This window comes from Xanthomonas sp. WHRI 7945 (assembly GCF_035026585.1).
Window position 1 is genome coordinate 29074 of sequence record NZ_JAYIQP010000005.1, and the last position, 16542, is coordinate 45615.

The following is a 16542-nucleotide window of genomic DNA, read 5'->3' on the forward strand; positions in this document are numbered from 1 at the left end:
GCGTCAGCCCGCCGCGCGCAGCGCCAGTACCGCGTTGAGTCCGCCGAAGGCGAAGGAATTGCTGAGCACCGCGCGCACCGCTTGCGCACGGGCGTGGTTGGGCACGTAGTCCAGGTCGCAGTCCGGATCGGCATCGAGGAAGTTCGCGGTCGGCGGCACCGTCTGCTCGCGCAGCGCGCCGATCGCCGCGACCAGCTCCAGCGCGCCGGCAGCGCCGAGCGCGTGGCCATGCACCGCCTTGGTCGAACTCACCGCCAGCGCATCGGCGTGCGCGCCGAATACCTGCCGGATCGCCTGCGTCTCGCCGCGATCGTTGGCAAGGGTGCCGGTGCCGTGGGCGTTGATGTAATCGATCTGCTGCGGTTGCAGCTCCGCGTCCTGCAGCGCCAGGCGCATCGCCGCGGCGGCGCCGTCGGCGCTGGGTGCGACGATGTCGTACGCATCGGCGCCCAGGCCGACGCCGGCCAGTTCCGCCAGCGCCACCGCGCCGCGCGCAGCCGCGTGCGCGGCGCTTTCCAGCACGAAGATGCCGGCGCCTTCGCCCAGCACCAGGCCGCTGCGTTGCGCGCAGAACGGCCGGCAGGTGTCGTCGCTGACCACCCGCATCGCTTCCCAGGCGCGGATCAGGGGCAGGCTCAGGCAGGCTTCGCTGCCGCCGGCGATGGCCACGTCGGCCAGGCCGTGGCGGATCAGCAGCGCCGCCTGCGCCAGCGCGTGGTTGGCCGAGGCGCAGGCGCTGGACACGGCGAAGGCCGGGCCACGCAGGCCGAAGGCGATGCTGATCTGGCTGACCGGGGCGTTGTTCATGCTGCGCACGATGGTCAGCGGATGCAGGCGTTCGGCCTGCTCTCGGTACAGCCGCCGCGATTGTTCGTCGCGGCTGAGTTCGGCGCCGACGCCGGTGCCGATCACCACCGCCGCGCGCGCGGCGCCTGCGCCGTCCAGCGCCAGGCCGGACTGGGCCACGGCCTCGTAGGCCGCGACCAGCGCCATCTGCGTCATGCGGTCCAGCTGGCCCGGCGCGATGCCGCCCAGCTGCGCCGCCTGCGGCGCGAAGCCGGGCACGGCGGCGGCCACGCGCATCTTCAGCGCGGACTGCGGATCCGGCGAGGCCAGCGCGGCGATGCCGCTGCGGCCCTCGCACATGCCGCGCCACAGCGCATCGGCGCCCAGGCCGAGCGCGCTGACCGCGCCCATCCCGGTGATGACGACGCGACGTCCCTGCGCCGAGCGCGCCATGCCGCCTCAGTGCGCCGCGGCGAGCGGCGCGGCGGTGGCCTTGGCGGCCAGCGCATGCCGCACCGCCTCGCTCAGCTTGCCCAGCGAGCCGTCGTCCAGGTTCGGGTCGCGCTGCGGGAAGGTGATGTCGAAGTGTTCTTCGATGTCGAACAGGATCTCGATCGCCTCCAGCGAATCCACGCCCAGGTCCTGCAGCTTGGTGCCCGCGGTCAGGCCGGCGGGATCGATCTCGGCGTGATTGGCGACGATGCTGTGGATCTGGGTCTCGATAGACGGGGTCATGGCAGTCCTCCGCGAAATGAAAGGCCACCGCGCGGCGCGTGCCGGCGGTGGAAGGCACGCCGCGGCCCACGGCTGCGGCGTCCATCCTCCACGCTAGCCGGCCAATCTTGCAGATGCCTTTCGTAAGCCAACTCGAACCGCAGGCGCTGCTGCGGCAGTTCCTGGCCCATCCGCCGCAGGCCTTCGTGGCGCGCGCGCTGGAGCATGGCGTGCCGGCGTTCGAGGCCGAGTTCGACCTGCTCACCACCGCCGACCCGGCATTGCGCGCGCGCGTCGCCGGCTGGCCGCTGCAGCGGCTGTGGCGGCGCCTGCTGCGGCCGCGCACCAGCTTCGTCGGCAGCACCGTCAGCGAATACGCCTGGCTGCCGCGCGCGGCCGATCCGGCGCAGTTGCCCAGGCAGTGGCGCACGCAGATGGGGCGACGGCAGCCGTTGCTGATCGTCAAGGACATCCCGCAGCGCTCGCCGCTGCTCGATGCCACCGATAACGCCTGGACGCATGTGTTCCTGCAGGCCTGCGAACGCAGCGGCTACGTGCTGCTGCGCGGACAGGCGCTGGCCTGGGTGCCGATCGATTTCGCCTCCACCGACGACTACCTGGCGCGGCTGTCGCGCGGCCGCCGCCGCAACATCCGCCGCAAGCTGCGCTCGCGCGCCGATCTGGACGTGCAGATGCTGCCAACCGGTGCCGCCTTCGCCGACCCGGCGCTGCGCGCGCAGTGCTATGCGCTGTATCTGCAGGTCTACGCGCAGAGCGAGGTGCACTTCGACCTGCTGACCGCCGCATTCTTCGATGCGCTGCTGACCGATGCGGACGCGGGCGGCCTGGTATTCACCTATCGCCACCAGGGCCGGCTGATCGGCTGGAACCTGTGCTACGTGCACGCCGGGCGGCTGCTGGACAAGTACATCGGCCTGCACTATCCGGATGCGCGCGCGCACAACCTGTACGCGCTGAGCTGGATGCACAACCTGGACTACGCCTGCCGCCACGGCCTGCGCGCCTACGTCGCCGGCTGGACCGATCCGCAGGTGAAGGCGCAACTCGGCGCCAGCTTCACCTACACCTGGCATGCGGTGTACCTGCGCAATCCGCTGCTGCGCATCGCGTTGCGGCGGCTGCGGCCGCTGTTCGAAGCCGACGACGTCGCTGTCGCCGAGCCCGACGACGATGCGGCGCCATGACATGAGCGCACCGGTGGTGCTGGACCTGGATGGATCGCTCGGCGCATTGCCGGGCGCGCTGCGGCTGCCGCTGCAGCCGTGGTGCGGCGGGCTGCGCTTCGCCTGTTCGTTGCGCCGGCTACGCCGCTTCGGCACTGCGCTCGACGGCATGCTGCCGGCGCAGCACGGCACCGTGCTGCTCGGCAGCGGCGATTTCCACCACCTGAGCCTGCCGCTGATCGCACGCCAGGCGCGGCGCGCGCAGGCGCCGCTGCGGGTGGTGGTGTTCGACAACCACCCGGACAACATGCGCTTCCCGTTCGGGGTGCATTGCGGCTCGTGGGTGTGGCGGGTGGCGGCGCTGCCGCAGGTGGCGCAAGTGGACGTTGTCGGCATCACCTCGGGCGATGTCGGCGCCGCGCACGCCTGGGAGAACCATCTGCGGCCGCTGTACCGCGGCACGCTGCGCTACTGGTGCAGCGGCGTCGACGTCGGCTGGGCGCGGCGGCTGGGACTGGGTCGCGCGGTGCGCGGCTTCGCCACGAGCATGGAGATGATCGACGCGTTCCTGCAGCATCTGCGCAGTACGCCGATGCCGACCTACCTGTCGCTGGACAAGGACGTGCTGGACCCGCAGGACGCGCGCACCAACTGGGACCAGGGCGAGCTGCGGGTGCCGCACCTGCTCACCGCCATCGCCTACCTGCACGGGCAACTGCTCGGCAGCGACATCACCGGCGAGGTGTCCGAAGCGCGCTATCCGCAGTGGTGGAAGCGGCGCCTGGCGGCGCTGGATGCGCAACCGCCGCCGTCGCCGCAGGCGCTGCCGGCATGGCAGGCGCAGCAGCACGAAGTGAACCTGTGTCTGTTGCAGGCCCTGGCCGAGGCTGGGATGCCGCAGTAGCGGCATTGCCGGTGCGGGCACTTGCGGCAAGTGTTCCGATGCAAGGCCGGCGGGCGAGGCAGGCAGAGGGCAGAAAACGGCGCCGGCGCGTTCCCTTCGATCTGTCCGCATGCCGCAGGACGCTGTGGGAGCGACTTCAGTCGCGACGGGCGTTGCCGGCAATGCGTCGCGACTGAAGTCGCTCCCACACAAAACCAGGTCAGTCCGCGCGCTCCGCACACACTTGCCGCAGCACGGCGACGATCGCCTCGAACCCATCCTCGTCCAGCCACGGGCTGTTGCTGATGCTCAGGCAGCGCGCGGCGAAGTCGCGCGCGTTGGGCGTCGGCGCGGCATCGACGATGTCGCGCAGGTAGGCGTAGTCGGGCAGGGCGTGCACGAACAGCAGGCCGACGCCGAGCCCGCGCGGCCACAGCCGCGCCAGCGCGCGTTCGCGTGCGGCCGGGTCCGGCAGCAGCACCAGCAGCGCCGGCCAGCTGCCCTGCGCGCCGGGGCTGTCGGCGACGACGCGCAGTCCGGCGATCGCGGCCAGGCGCGCGGCGCGGCGCAGGCCCTGCGCGCGCGCCTGCGCCAGGAACGCCGGCCAGCGCGCACTGGCCCGCGCGCCGACGGCTTCGCGCCAGGCGCCGACCGCGTGCTGCGGGATCGCCGCATCGAACTGGTCGCCGGCCGCGGCTACGCGGTCGCCGCGACGCAGCGCGCGGCGCAGCGGCATGCCGTAGGCCCAGCGCAAGGCGCGCGGCCGGTACAGCGCGGCGTAGCCGAGCAACTGCAGGCTGCGGCGCAGTTCCCAGCGCCAGTCGGGCTGGCCCAGGCGTGCCGCGGTGGCGGCCAGGCTGTGCCGCAACGGCGCGTGGCGCGACAGCAGCAGGCCGCCTTCGTACAGGGTCGGGCCCTTGCCCACGGCCAGGCTGCAGAAGCCGATGTCGCCGCCCAGGCCGGCCGGGGTGCCATCGGCATGCACGCCGCCCAGCGCCTGCGCGGCGTCCTCGATCAGCATCGCGCCGCAGGCCGCGGCGGCGGCGCGCAGCGGGGCCAGGTCGGTCAGGCGGCCGCCCAGGTGGGTGGCGACGATCGCCAGGGTGTCGTTGCCGCACCGCTGCGCCAGCTGCGCCGGGTCCGGTTCGATCGCGTCGGGCAGCAGATCGCACAGCACCAGCTGCAAGCCGCAGTGGGCCACCGCCAGCGCCACCAGCGGGCAGGTGTAGGCGGCCACCAGCACCTGCCGGCGGCGGCTGCTCGCGGCCAGGGTGCGCAGCGCGACGACCAGCGCAGCAGTGCCCGAGCAGGTCAGCAGCGCATCGGCCATGCCGAGTTGCGCGGCCAGCCGCTGCGGCGCGCGCGCCGGCCACAGGTCGCGCCAGCGCAGCGGCAAGCCGGCGGTGGGCGGCACTTCAGTGCGCATCGGCCGGCGCGGTGCGCTCGCCGAGCGCGAGGCAGGCGATGCCGGCCACGATCAGCACCGCGCCGAGCGCCTGCAGCATGCCGATCGGTTCGCCGAACCACCACGCCGACAGCAGCAGCACGCTGACCACTTCCAGGTGCGAGGCGGCGAACGCCGGCCCGATCGGCGCGTGCTCGAGCAGTTTCATCCAGGTGAAGAACGCGCCGACATAGCCCAGCAGCGCGGCGTACAGCCAGGGGCTGGCGAGCAGGCGCAGCAGCCAGGCCCACTCGGCTTGCGGCGGGAATGCATGCGCGCCGCCGAGCTTAAAGCCGAACTGGGCCAGGGTGTCGAAGCCCAGCAACAGGGCGAAACCGATCGCGTAGCGCTGCAGCGGCGGCCGGCTCATGTGCCGAGCCCGACCACGGCCACGCCGGCGCTGACCAGGCAGATCCCGGCCACCTGCATGCGTCCCAGCCGTTCGCCGAACAGCCAGCGCCCGGCGAGCATGATTGCCACGATGTTGATCGAGCCCAGCAGCACGCCGCGACCCAGCGGCACCAGCGACAGGAACGCGGTCCAGGCCAGGAATTCGAACGCGTAGCAGCCCATGCCCAGCCACAGCCACGGCTGCCGCGCCATGCGCCGCCAGCGCGCCGCGCCGCTCGCCAGCGGGTCGCTGGCAACGTGCTTGAAGGCCAGCTGGCCGACGGTGTCCAGCGCCACCGTCGCCAGCCACACGCCGACCACGGGCGCCTGCAGCGCCATCAGGCGGCCTGGCGCGGCGCCGCGGCCTGCGCGGCGAAGAACTGCGCCAGGCGCGCGCCGAGCAGGCGGCGTTCGCGGTCCAGGGTGATCATGTGGTAGCTGTCGTGCAGAAGCAGCAGTTCCACCGGCCCGGACACGCCGGTCACCACCAGCTGTGCGTTGCGCAGATGCGCGATGTCGTCCTCGGCCGCGTGCGCGACCAGGCATGGCGCGGTCACCTTGGCCAGGTTGCGGCGTACCCGCCGCGACAGCAGGTGCATCTCGGCCAGCGCGTGCCACGGATTGCCGGGCAGGCCGGCGGCGCTGCTGTCGCCGCCGAGCATCGCGCCGCTGATCTGCGCGCGGATGCGCTCGTCGCGCAGGCCGTACGGCGGTTCTTCCAGGAACATGCGGCGGCGGCCGATGCCCAGGCGCTTGAACCACGGCAGCAGGAACGCCAGCCGCGCGCGGCGCGGGATGTTCCAGCCGTCGTAGCGGAAGGTGGCGCCGAGGACGCCGACGCCGTCGATCCACTCCGGCCGTTCTTCGGCCAGTTGCAGCGCCAGCAGCGCGCCCATCGACAGCCCGGCCACGAACAGCTTGTCCACCTGCGGGCGCATCCGCGCCGCGGCCTGTTCGACGCTGGCGGACCAGTCGCGCCAGCCGGTGGCGAGCAGGTCGTCGGCGTCGCCGCAATGCCCGGCCAGTTGCACGCCGTGCACGCTGAAGCCCTCGCGGTGCAGGCACTTGCCGAGCAGGCGCATCTCGCTGGGAGTGCCGGTCAGGCCGTGGATCAGCAGCACGCCGTGGCGGCCGCCCTGGAAGTGGAATTCGGCGGATCGGATCATCGGCGTCACGGCGTGGGGACTGGGGACCGCGCGCAGCGTGGCGCGGATGCGTTTCAGCAGCCTTTCCGGTCAGCGTGGCGCCGCGGCCGGTTTGCGGAAGCGCACCAGCACGCGCTGGCCCAGGCGCAGCGCCGACGGCTGCCGGAACGCCAGCACGCAGGCCATGCTGCGGTCGTTGCCGTTGCCGTTGCCGTTGCCGTTGCCGTCGGCGGCGTCATCGGCGGCGTCATCGGCGGCGTCGTGCAACTGCGCCGGCTCATGCCGGCGGCGCCGCGCTGCCCGGCAGGTCAAGTTCCACGCGCAGGCCGCCCAGCGCCGAGCGCTGGTAGCGCAGGGTGGCGTGGTGGCGCGCGGCGATGTTGGCGACGATCGCCAGGCCCAGGCCGGTGCCGCCTTCGGGCGCGTCCGGGGCGCGGAAGAAGCGTTCGCCCAGGCGCGGCAGCAGGGCGTCGTCCAGCCCCGGGCCGGCATCGTCGATCGCCAGCCGCAGCTGCCGCGGCATGCGCCGCAGGCTCACCGTGACCATGCTGCCGGCGGCATGCTTGAAGGCGTTGTCGAGCAGGTTGTCGAGCAGTTCGCGCAGCGACCAGGCATCGGCATCGACCCAGGCCGGTTCGCCGTCGGCGTCGTCGTAGCCGAGGTCGACCCCGGCCAGCAGCGCGTCGGGAATGCGTTCGGCCAGCGCCTGCGGCAGCCACGTGGCCAGGTCCAGCGGCAGCAGCGGGCGGATGCTCTCGCGCGGCGCCTGCGCGCGGGTCAGCGCCAGCAGCTGGGTGGAACTGCGGATCGCGCGGTCGGTCAGTTGGCGGATGTGCTGCAGCGCCTGCGCGGTGTCCTGCGCGCGGGTGCTGGCCTGGGCGCGCTGCACGTGCATGCTGAGTCCGGCCAGCGGCGTGCGCAGCTGGTGCGCGGCATCGGCGACGAAGCGCTCCTGCAAGGCCATCAACTGCTTGAGCCGGCCCAGCAGGCCGTCGATGGCCTGGGTCAGCGGCAGCACCTCGATCGGGATGTCGGGGCCGGACACCGGGCTGAGATCGCGCTGGCTATCGTCGAGCCGGCGCACCGCCGGCTGCAGCAGGCGCAGGCCCACGCGCACGCCATGCCAGACCAGCGCCAGCAACGAGCAGGTCAGCAGCAGTTCGATCGGCAGCATCAGCATCAGGATCTCGCGCGCGCGGCGGTGGCGGTCGTCCAGGGTCTCGGCCACCGAGATCGTCAGCCGGTCGCGGGTCTCCCACGCCGACGGCACGATCAGGCTGGCCACGCGCACGGGGGTGCCGTCGGCCATGCGTTCGTCGCGCAGTGCGACCCGGCCGAGCGTGGCGGGGGCGGCATGCGCCGGGATCGGCTGCGCGCTGTTGCTGATCACGCCGTGGTCGCGGCTGCGCACCTCGAAGAACACCCGGCCGTCGCTGCTGTATTCGAGCAGGCGCCGCGCCTGCAGCGGCAGCGGCAGGCTGGCGCCGGCGTCGTTGACCGCCTTGGCCAGGCCCAGCGTGTCCTCCTTCAGGTCCATGTCGTGGACGTGGTTGGAGTAGGTGAGCATCAGCAGGTAGAACAGCGCCGAGACCACCAGCATCAGCAGCAGGGTCGGGATTAGCAGGAACGCCAGCAGGCGCCGGCGCAGGCTGGGATGGGTGGGAACCGCGCCCGCCGCCGCGGCTGCCGCGGCCGCGCTCACGACGCGTGCGGGGCGTGGGCGGCGTCGGCGTCGCGGGATTCTTCCAGCAGGTAGCCCAGGCCGCGGATGGTGCGGATGCCGACTCCGGAGCCGTGCAGCTTGCGGCGCAGGCGGTGCATGGAGATGTCCAGGCCGTTGTCGGTGATCTCGTGCTGCCAGTCGCACAGCGCATCGGTGAGCTGGCCGCGGCTGACCACGCGCCCGCTGCGCAGCAGCAGCGTCTCCAGCAGCGCGAACTCGCGCGCGGTCAGTTCCAGCGGCTGGTCGTGCAGCCACACCCGGCGCCCGGCCAGGTTGATCCGCAGCTGGCCCAGGGCCATTTCCGGGATGCCGCCGCTGCTGCGCCGGCGCAGCAGGGCGCGGGTGCGGGCCAGGAACTCGGAGAGTTCGAACGGCTTGATCAGGTAATCGTCGGCGCCCTGGTCGAGGGCGCGGATCCGGTCCTCCACGCCGTCGCGCGCGGTCACCACCAGCACCGCGACCTCGTCGCGGCGTTCGCGCACGCGCTGCAGCACCTGCAGGCCGTCGCGCCGCGGCAGGCCCAGATCCAGCACCAGCAGGTGGTAGGACTCGGCGCTGAGCGCGCGCTCGGCGGCGGCGCCGTCGTTGACGTGGTCCACCACGTGCCCGCACTCGGCCAGCGAGTCGCGCAGGGCGATGGCAATGGACGTGTCGTCTTCGGCAACCAGAATGCGCATGCCGCGATGCTTGCAACGGCGATGTTGGAAAACCGTCGTAATCGGCGCTGGCCAGGCGATCGCGATGGGTTCCGTTTATGTAGCGCCGGACCGTTGCGTGGCAGTGCGGCGCGGCCGGCGCCCAACGAGGCGGGAAGGAGGGCGCCGCGGCGCGCGCCTGCGCGCCTGGCCGCTGCAATGGCACTACGCGCGGCAACTCGCAGCGAGCCGGCGCTAGGCCCTCATCGGCGGTCGGTGCATGTCGGGAAATTCTGACAGCACGGCGGGGTGTCGGCCGATCGCGCCGGCGCGCGACGGCGGGCATCCTGTGCGTGTCGGCAACGTCATCGCTCCCGCGCCAGGGATGCGCACTTGCACGGAATCGAACGGATCTCGATTCGCCGGCCACCTGATTTCGTTCCCGCATGCGCCGACGGACCGGCGCGCGCGCATGCGAACGGAGTGACACGGACGGAACGCACGACGCCCCGGCATGCCGGGGCGTCGCGCGTTTTAGGTTGGGGTTCTGGTTGCGCGCCTGCAACCGTGCTGCCGCGCTGCGGATCGCCGATCCCGCCGACGTGGGAATCGGCGGACGGGTCGTCCGCCAGCAACGGTAGGGACCATGGCGAAGGGTCAGCGCGTGCCCGCTCCAGTCGCCATGGCGCGCCTCGCCTCGCCACCTTCCGACCGGTCGATAGGGATCAACTGGATTGCCGGTACCGCTGCTGCGCGCTCGGACCGGAATTGGCAGCGGTGGGATCGACTCCCGACTTCGACCGCGCGGCCTGCCATCTACTGCAGGCCGCGGCATCTCTCTCGATAAAAACGCCGACGAGGTTACCGCCAGCGCTCACACAGCCGCCGCCTGCACCGAGTCCCGAGTCCCCAGTCCCGAGTCCCGAGTCCCGAGTCCCGAACAATACTCACAACGCCCAATCTACCCGCATCCCCGCCACCAACGCATTCGGCAGATCGCGGGTGCGCGCCGGTTCGTTGAACTGGTCCGGATGCACGATGTAGTGCAGGTTCGGCGCGATGCGCAGCTGCGGGGTGACCTGGATGCCGTAGCTCAGTTCCATCATGGTCTGCGCGCTGTGCGGGGTGCCGCTGCCGCCGGCCGCGGCGCGCGCCAGGCGCAGGTCTTCCAGCGCGTCGTCGCTGTAGCGCTGCTGGGTGACGACGAAGGCGATGTTGTCCTGCGGGCGGCTGGCGAAGGTGCCGCGCTGGACCAGGCCCAGCTCCAGGAAGTGGTCCTCGATCAGCTGCCCGGAGGTGCCCTTGAGTACCGAGCCGAACAGCACCAGCCCGCGCACGCTGTCCGGGTCGGGGCGGGTGACCTGCTGTTCGAAGCGGAAGAACGCGCCCGAGCGGCCGTTGCGGTTGGCATGGTCCAGGCCGCTGAGCCGCGCCGGGTTGCCGTTGCGGTCGTAGAGCGGATCGCTGTAGTCGGAGTTGTCCTGCCAGCCGCCCAGTTCGTACATGGCCGGCAAGCGCACGCTCGCCGCCTCGGTCTTGTAGCCGACCGCGTACGGCACGATCACTCCGGTGCGGTCGCGGGTGCTCCAGTTCAGCCCGTGCTCGCCGTCCTCGGCCTGGGTCGGGTTGACCTCGTAGGCGCCGACGTGCACGTACACGTGCGGGGTCACCCAGGCCTTGGCGTGCGCGGCCCAGCTGGACACCGGCCACCAGGTGAAGTTGCTGGTGCGGAACACGTAGGTCGGGTTGCCGCAGGCCGAGTTGCCCTGGAAATAGCCGCACAGCTCCGAGCCGAGGAAATGGATGTTGGCCACGCTGCGTCCGGCCTCCAGTTCCAGGCGGTCGTCGAACAGCTTCTGCTGCAGGGTGAAGTTAGCCAGGCGCGTGCCCTGGCCGCCGTAGATTTCCTGCACCGAGGTGCTGTTGCCGATGTCGCTGTTGGCCAGGTTGGTGCCGTGACGGTTGATCGCGTAGACCTTCAGCGTGGCGCCGTTCCAGCCCAGCAAGCGCTGCAGGTCGACGTCGGTGCCGAACATCAGCTGGCCGGCGTAGGCGCTGCCCTGTTCCTTGCCGCCGTCCAGCGAGACCGCGGCCTCGCCGGTGTAGGCGAGCTTGAGCTTGAACGCGTCGCTGCCGTCCTGGGCATGGGCCAGCGGCGCGACGGCGAGCGCCAGGGCGGTGAGCGCCAGGCGCCGGGTGAGGGGGAGGGACATGGGGAGACTCCTGGGGGCATGGGGAGGCCGGCGCGTCGCCGTGGGCGACGGGGGAGGGGAATCGCCCCCGGCGGCGCGCCGGCGCGGGGCTTATTCGGCGACCGGCTTCTTCAGCACGCGCAGCGCCAGCGCGGTCAGCACGGTGCCGGCGAGCAGGGCGATCAGGTACATGCCCAGATGGGTCGCCGCGTTGGGGATCGGCAGCACGAACACGCCGCCGTGCGGCACCTTCAGTTCGGCGCCGGCGGCCATCGAGATCGCGCCGGCCAACGCCGAACCCAGCATCAGCGCCGGGATGGTGCGCAGCGGGTCGCGCGCCGCATACGGAATCGCGCCTTCGGTGACGAAGGCCAGTCCGAGCACGCCGGTGGCGGCGCTGGTGCCGCGTTCCTCGCGGGTGAAGCGGTTGCGGAACACCCAGGTCGCCAGCGCGATGCCCAGCGGCGGGGTCATGCCGGCGACCATCGCCGCGGCCATCGGCGTGTACACCTGGCTGGCGATCAGGCCGGTGGAGAACGCGTAGGCGGCCTTGTTGACCGGTCCGCCCATGTCGAAGGCCATCATCGCGCCCAGCAGCAGGCCCAGCAGCACCGCGCTGCTGCCCTGCATGCCGCGCAGCCAGTCGGTGAGCCAGGCCAGCGCTTCGGCGACCGGCTGGCCGACCACGTACAGCATGGTCAGGCCGACCAGCAAGGTGCCCAGCACCGGCAGGATCAGCACCGGCTTGAGTCCTTCCAGCGTGCGCGGCAGCCTGATCGCGCGGTTCAGCGCGGCCACGCCGTAGCCGGCGATGAAGCCGGCGAAGATGCCGCCGATGAAGCCGGCGCCGAGGTTGGCCGCGACCATGCCGCCGATCATGCCGGGGGCGATGCCGGGGCGGTCGGCGATGGAGTAGGCGATGTAGCCGGCCAGCGCCGGCACCATCAGGGTGAAGCCGGCCTTGGCGCCGATCTGGAACAGCGACCAGGCCAGCGTGCCCTTGTGCGCGTCGTCGAAGGCATAGATGCCGCCCAGCGCGAACGCCAGCGCGATCAGCAGGCCGCCGGCGGTGACGAACGGCAGCATGAACGACACGCCGGTCATCAGGTGCTTGTACGGGCCGGCCGAGCTGCCGCGCTCGCTGTTCGCCGGTGTCGCGCCGTTGCCGCTGGTCGCGTGCACGCCGGCCTCGGCCAGCGCCTTGCGGATCAGCGCCGGGCCGTCGTTGATCGCCGGCTTGGTGCCGCTCTTGAACAGGCGCTTGCCGCCGAAGCGGGACAGGTCCACCTCGCGGTCGGCGGCGATCAGCACCAGGTCGGCGTCGGCGATTTCCGCGTCGCTGAGCGTGTCCTGTGCGCCGACCGAGCCTTGCGTCTCGACCCGGATCCGGTGGCCCAGGGACTTGGCCGCCTGCTGCAGGCCTTCGGCGGCCATGAAGGTGTGGGCGATGCCGGTCGGGCAGGAGGTGACCGCGACGATGCGCTTGGGACCATCCGTCTGCGTGGCCGTGTTGGCGGTCGCCGCCGGCGCGGCGCTGGCCGCGGCCAGCAGCGGCGCCAGCACGCCGGCGGCATCGTCGAGCACCGCATCCAGGCTGGCGCGCAGCGGCGCGATGTCGGCGAAGCGCGCCGCGTCGGCATCGCCGTCGCCGACCAGCAGCAGCGCAGCGTTGGTGCCGGCCGCGGTCAGATCCAGCGGCGCGATCACGCCCTGCGGCGTGCGCACCTCGGCGTGAAGCACCGCGCCGCGCGCACTGGCCGCATGGCGCAGCGCTTCGGCGGCGAGGACGGCTTCGGTGCTGCGCTCGCCGGCGACGATCACCACGAAGATAGGATTCATGCTTGCTCCCGATGGACGCAGGGGGACGCCGCGCGCGAAGGCGGCGGCGTGGAATTCGACGGCGTGGAGTTCGAGGACATGGCGTGCGGCGTCGGGTTCATTGCAGCGACTCGATGCGCACCGCGGCGGCGATGCCGTCGACCTGTTCGCGCGGCAGCCGGCGCGCCGCACCGCTGCCGAGCGTGGCCACGGCGAAGGCGGTGGCCTGGCGCGCGCAGGTCGCCAGGTCGGCGTCGGCCAGCAGCGCCGCGACCAGCCCGGCGACCATCGCATCGCCGGCGCCGACGCTGCTGCCGCCGGCCAGCTGCGGCGGGTGCGCCAGCAGCGCCTGCTGGCCGCGCACGAACAGCGCGCCGTCGGTGCCCAGCGACACCACCACCAGTGCGATGCCGCGTGCGAGCAGCGCGCGCGCCGCCGCCAGCACCTCGGCGGTCTCGCGCAGCGGCGCGCCGGCCCAGTCTTCCAGTTCGTGGCGGTTGGGCTTGATCGCGAACGGCAGCTGCGCGTCCGGCGCGGCCAGCGCTGCGCGCAATGGCGCGCCGCTGGTGTCCAGCAGCACCCGCGCGCCGGCCGCGACGGCCTGCGCCTGCAGCGTGCGCCAGCTGTCGTCGGCCAGGCCGGCCGGCAGGCTGCCGGTCAGCACCACCGGCAGGTCCGGGCGCAGCAGCTCGGCCAGGCGCGCGCCGACCGCGTGCAGTTCGGTCGCGCCCAGCGGCAGGCCGGGCAGGTTGATGTCGGTGGTGGCGCCGCTGTCGGCGGCGACCAGCTTGAGGTTGGTACGGGTGTCGCCGGGCACGCGCAGGCAGCGGTCGTCGATGCCGCGCGCGGCGAACAGGGTTTCGAACAGGTGCGCGTTGCCGGCGCCGAGCACGCCGAGCGCTGCGCTGGCGATGCCGGCGTCGGCCAGGCAGGCGGCGACGTTGATGCCCTTGCCGCCGGCGATGGCGTGCGCGCTGCTGGCGCGATGCACCTGGCCGGGCTGCAGCCGGTCGATCGCCACGGTCAGGTCGATCGCCGGGTTCAAGGTCACGCTGACGGCCTGCACGCTCATGCGCCGGCTCCGTCCAGCGCGCGCACGTCGGCCGCGCTTTCGCATTCCAATGCGCGCTGCGCCAAGGCCTGCAGCGCGTCCAGGCGGCTGCCGCGCAGGCGCGCCTTCACCGCCGGCACGTCGTTGGGGGTCATCGACAGCTCGTGCACGCCCAGCCCGGTCAGCAGCGCCGCGCCGAACGCATCGCCGGCCAGCCCGCCGCACACGCCGACCCAGCGCCCGTGCGTGGCCGCGCCTTCGACGGTGGTGCGGATCAGGCGCAGCACCGCCGGGTGCAGGCTATCGGCCTCGGCGGCCAGGTCCGGGTTCTGCCTGTCGATCGCCAGCGTGTACTGGGTCAGGTCGTTGGTGCCGATCGAGAAGAAGTCGGCATGCCGCGCCAGCGCGTCGGCCTGGATCGCCGCCGCCGGCACTTCGATCATGATGCCCAGCGGCACCTCCGGCGCGTCCAGCTCCGCACGCAGGCGCTCGCACTGCGCGCGCAGCGCGACGATCTCCGCCGCCGAGGTGATCATCGGGAACATGATCGCCAGCTTGGCGCCGTCTTTGGCCGCGCGGTACAACGCACGCAGCTGCGGTTGCAGCAGGTCGGCGCGGCGCAGCAGCAGGCGCGCGCCGCGCACGCCGAGGAACGGGTTGTCCTCGCGCGGCAGGTTCAGGTGCGCGACCTGCTTGTCGCCGCCGATGTCCAGCGCGCGCACGATCAGCGAACGGCCGTCCAGCGCCTTGGCCATCGCCATGTAAGTGGCGTACTGCTCGTCCTCGCTCGGCGTGCTGCCGCGCTCCAGGAACAGGAACTCGGTGCGCATCAGGCCCACGCTCTCGGCGCCCTGCGCCAGCGCCATCGGCACCTGCTCGGGCAGGTTGACGTTGGCGCCGATCTCCACGCGGTGGCCGTCCTGGGTCTGCGCCGGCTGATTGCGCTGCTCGGCCTCGCGCTCGCGCAGCTGGCGCTGGTCGTCGATGTAGGCGCGCGCCGAGGCCAGATCGGCCTCCGATGGCGCCAGGTACAGGCGGCCGCTGTTGCCGTCGACGATGACGGTGGCGCCATCCTCCAGGTCCATCAGGTCGGCGCCGCCGGCGACCAGCGCCGGCAGGCCCAGGGTGCGCGACAGGATCGCGGTATGCGAGGTCGGCCCGCCCAGCGCAGTGGCCAGGCCGAGCACGCGGCTGGTGTCCAGGTGCGCGGTGTCCGACGGCGACAGGTCGCTGGCGAGCAGGATGCAGGGGCGGTCGGGAAGGTGCTCCAGGCTGCCGCTGGCCAGGCTCGGATCGATCTGGGTCAATACCCGGCGGCCGACGTCGCGCAGGTCGCTGGCGCGCCCGGCCAGCACCGCGTTGCCCAGCGCCGAGAGCTTGTTGGCGAGCCGCTCCACCGACTGCTGCCAGGACCAGGCCACGCCATGGCCTTCGACCATCAATTGGCAGGCCAGGGTGATCAGGTCGGTGTCGTTGAGCAGCTCGGCCTGGGCGCGGAAGATCGCCGCGTCGCCGGCGCCGAGCCGGCGACGTGTATCGTCCTCGATCGCCTGCAGTTGCTGGCGGGTGCGCAGCAGCGCGTCGTGCAGCAGCGCGCCGCCATCGCTGAGCGGCACCGGCGCGTCGGGCACCGGGCCGTCGTTGCCGGCCAGCTTGTGCACCACGCCGATCGCCAGGCCCGGGCTGGCGCCGATGCCGACGATGGCCGGTTGCGCCTGCGGCGGGGTCCAGCCGGCGACCGGTGCGGCACGGCGTTGCGCGGCGGCCTGCGCGTCGGCCTTCTCCTGCGCGGTGAGGCCGTCGATGACGCTGCGCAGCCGCGCCAATGCGGCGGCGGCGTCCTGGCCTTCGGCCGAGATCGTCACCGTGTCGCCGGCATGCAGGCCCAACTGCAGCAGCGACACCAGGTTCTTGGCGTCGCCGGTCTGCTCGCCGGCACGCACCTGGATCCGCGCCGCGAAGCCGCGCGCGGTCTCCACCCAGCGCGTGGCCGGTCGCGCATGCAGGCCGGTGGGGTAGGCCACGGTCCAGTCGAAGCGCTCGGCCAGGTCGGCGACCGGAGCGCCGTTCGCGACGGCGACCGGATCCTGGCTCAGCGCGGCCACGATCGCCTGCGGGTCGTCGCTGGCGAACAGCGCGTCCAGCCGCGGCTGGTCCTGGATCAGCCGGGTCAGGCGCCGCAGCAGGGTGATGTGGGTATCGGATTGCGCGGCGATGGCGACCACCAGGTACGTGGTCTGGCCGGGATTCCATTCCACGCCGTCGCGGATCTGCAGCACCGCGATGCCGTCGCGCTGGACCAGGTGGCGGTCCTCGCCGGTGCAGTGCGGGATCGCCACGCCGTGGCCCAGGAAGGTGTTGGCCAGGGCTTCGCGGCGCAGCATGCTGGCCGCGTAGGCCGGCGGCACGCAGCCGGCGGCGACCAGCAGCTGCGCGGCCTGGGCGATGGCGTCGGCCTTGTCGCGGACCTGGACGTTGACGCGGACCAGCTCGCTGGCGACCAATACGGGGGGATTCGTCTGGGTCACGCGGGACATCCTTCGGGTCTGGGAGCGGCGAGTGGGGTGGAGTGTGGGA

General features: G+C 72.6%; 15 protein-coding genes. 2 read left to right on the forward strand and 13 right to left on the reverse strand.

Going from position 1 to position 16542, the window contains the following annotated elements; all coding sequences use genetic code 11:
- Window positions 1–3: 3 nt before the first annotated feature.
- Together VDQ83_RS05620 and VDQ83_RS05625 are read right to left on the reverse strand one after the other, a co-directional pair.
- The gene (locus VDQ83_RS05620; protein ID WP_455434164.1) at window positions 4–1239 is read right to left on the reverse strand and encodes a beta-ketoacyl-[acyl-carrier-protein] synthase family protein; all 1236 of its coding nucleotides are present in this window, start codon (window positions 1237–1239) and stop codon (window positions 4–6) included.
- Window positions 1240–1245: 6 nt separating this feature from the next.
- Entirely contained in the window at window positions 1246–1521 is a 276-nt protein-coding gene (locus VDQ83_RS05625) for an acyl carrier protein (protein ID WP_455434165.1), read from the reverse strand.
- Window positions 1522–1634: 113 nt separating this feature from the next.
- On the opposite strand from VDQ83_RS05625, the gene VDQ83_RS05630 reads away from it, so the two are divergent.
- Window positions 1635–2705, forward strand: coding sequence for a peptidogalycan biosysnthesis protein (locus tag VDQ83_RS05630; RefSeq protein ID WP_455434166.1), 1071 nt, complete (start codon window positions 1635–1637; stop codon window positions 2703–2705).
- 1 nt (window position 2706) lies between these two features.
- Window positions 2707–3588 carry an arginase family protein gene (locus VDQ83_RS05635; protein WP_455434167.1) on the forward strand — a complete coding sequence of 294 codons (882 nt, stop codon included), beginning with the start codon at window positions 2707–2709 and terminating at the stop codon, window positions 3586–3588.
- A 199-nt stretch (window positions 3589–3787) separates the two neighbouring features.
- On the opposite strand, the gene VDQ83_RS05640 is transcribed toward VDQ83_RS05635, so the two are convergent.
- From VDQ83_RS05640 to ptsP, 11 genes are all read right to left on the reverse strand, one after another.
- Entirely contained in the window at window positions 3788–4993 is a 1206-nt protein-coding gene (locus tag VDQ83_RS05640; protein WP_455434168.1) for a DegT/DnrJ/EryC1/StrS family aminotransferase, read from the reverse strand.
- A complete protein-coding gene (locus VDQ83_RS05645) occupies window positions 4983–5381 on the reverse strand; it encodes a DMT family transporter (RefSeq protein WP_455434169.1) in 399 nt (132 codons plus the stop codon). The genes VDQ83_RS05640 and VDQ83_RS05645 overlap by 11 nt, the downstream gene beginning before the upstream one ends.
- Entirely contained in the window at window positions 5378–5740 is a 363-nt protein-coding gene (locus VDQ83_RS05650) for an EamA family transporter (RefSeq protein WP_455434170.1), read from the reverse strand. Before VDQ83_RS05650 ends, VDQ83_RS05645 begins: the two co-directional genes overlap by 4 nt.
- Window positions 5740–6567, reverse strand: coding sequence for an alpha/beta hydrolase (locus tag VDQ83_RS05655; protein ID WP_455434171.1), 828 nt, complete (start codon window positions 6565–6567; stop codon window positions 5740–5742). Before VDQ83_RS05655 ends, VDQ83_RS05650 begins: the two co-directional genes overlap by 1 nt.
- 69 nt (window positions 6568–6636) lie before the next feature.
- Complete coding sequence (locus tag VDQ83_RS05660) at window positions 6637–6813, reverse strand: hypothetical protein (protein ID WP_455434172.1); 177 nt, start codon at window positions 6811–6813, stop codon at window positions 6637–6639.
- Window positions 6814–6823: 10 nt separating this feature from the next.
- Window positions 6824–8248, reverse strand: a complete 1425-nt coding sequence (locus VDQ83_RS05665; RefSeq protein ID WP_455434173.1) for a sensor histidine kinase — start codon at window positions 8246–8248, stop codon at window positions 6824–6826.
- Complete coding sequence (locus tag VDQ83_RS05670) at window positions 8245–8946, reverse strand: response regulator (RefSeq protein ID WP_455434174.1); 702 nt, start codon at window positions 8944–8946, stop codon at window positions 8245–8247. The genes VDQ83_RS05665 and VDQ83_RS05670 overlap by 4 nt, the downstream gene beginning before the upstream one ends.
- 905 nt (window positions 8947–9851) lie before the next feature.
- Window positions 9852–11117, reverse strand: a complete 1266-nt coding sequence (locus VDQ83_RS05675) for a carbohydrate porin (protein WP_455434175.1) — start codon at window positions 11115–11117, stop codon at window positions 9852–9854.
- Window positions 11118–11207: 90 nt separating this feature from the next.
- The gene (locus VDQ83_RS05680; protein WP_455434176.1) at window positions 11208–12935 is read right to left on the reverse strand and encodes a PTS fructose transporter subunit IIC; all 1728 of its coding nucleotides are present in this window, start codon (window positions 12933–12935) and stop codon (window positions 11208–11210) included.
- A 97-nt stretch (window positions 12936–13032) separates the two neighbouring features.
- The gene (gene pfkB / locus VDQ83_RS05685; protein WP_455434177.1) at window positions 13033–13986 is read right to left on the reverse strand and encodes a 1-phosphofructokinase; all 954 of its coding nucleotides are present in this window, start codon (window positions 13984–13986) and stop codon (window positions 13033–13035) included.
- Window positions 13983–16493, reverse strand: coding sequence for a phosphoenolpyruvate--protein phosphotransferase (gene ptsP, locus VDQ83_RS05690; protein ID WP_455434178.1), 2511 nt, complete (start codon window positions 16491–16493; stop codon window positions 13983–13985). The genes pfkB and ptsP overlap by 4 nt, the downstream gene beginning before the upstream one ends.
- Window positions 16494–16542: the final 49 nt, after the last annotated feature.

Bases quoted from the DNA above. Each gene is read 5' to 3' on its own strand.
- pfkB (WP_455434177.1), bottom strand. From the start codon at position 13,986: ATGAGCGTGCAGGCCGTCAGCGTGACCTTGAACCCGGCGATCGACCTG.
- VDQ83_RS05630 (WP_455434166.1), top strand. From the start codon at position 1,635: ATGCCTTTCGTAAGCCAACTCGAACCGCAGGCGCTGCTGCGGCAGTTC.
- VDQ83_RS05680 (WP_455434176.1), bottom strand. From the start codon at position 12,935: ATGAATCCTATCTTCGTGGTGATCGTCGCCGGCGAGCGCAGCACCGAA.
- VDQ83_RS05635 (WP_455434167.1), top strand. From the start codon at position 2,707: ATGAGCGCACCGGTGGTGCTGGACCTGGATGGATCGCTCGGCGCATTG.
- VDQ83_RS05670 (WP_455434174.1), bottom strand. From the start codon at position 8,946: ATGCGCATTCTGGTTGCCGAAGACGACACGTCCATTGCCATCGCCCTG.
- VDQ83_RS05640 (WP_455434168.1), bottom strand. From the start codon at position 4,993: ATGCGCACTGAAGTGCCGCCCACCGCCGGCTTGCCGCTGCGCTGGCGC.
- VDQ83_RS05650 (WP_455434170.1), bottom strand. From the start codon at position 5,740: ATGGCGCTGCAGGCGCCCGTGGTCGGCGTGTGGCTGGCGACGGTGGCG.
- VDQ83_RS05645 (WP_455434169.1), bottom strand. From the start codon at position 5,381: ATGAGCCGGCCGCCGCTGCAGCGCTACGCGATCGGTTTCGCCCTGTTG.
- VDQ83_RS05620 (WP_455434164.1), bottom strand. From the start codon at position 1,239: ATGGCGCGCTCGGCGCAGGGACGTCGCGTCGTCATCACCGGGATGGGC.
- VDQ83_RS05655 (WP_455434171.1), bottom strand. From the start codon at position 6,567: ATGATCCGATCCGCCGAATTCCACTTCCAGGGCGGCCGCCACGGCGTG.
- VDQ83_RS05625 (WP_455434165.1), bottom strand. From the start codon at position 1,521: ATGACCCCGTCTATCGAGACCCAGATCCACAGCATCGTCGCCAATCAC.
- VDQ83_RS05675 (WP_455434175.1), bottom strand. From the start codon at position 11,117: ATGTCCCTCCCCCTCACCCGGCGCCTGGCGCTCACCGCCCTGGCGCTC.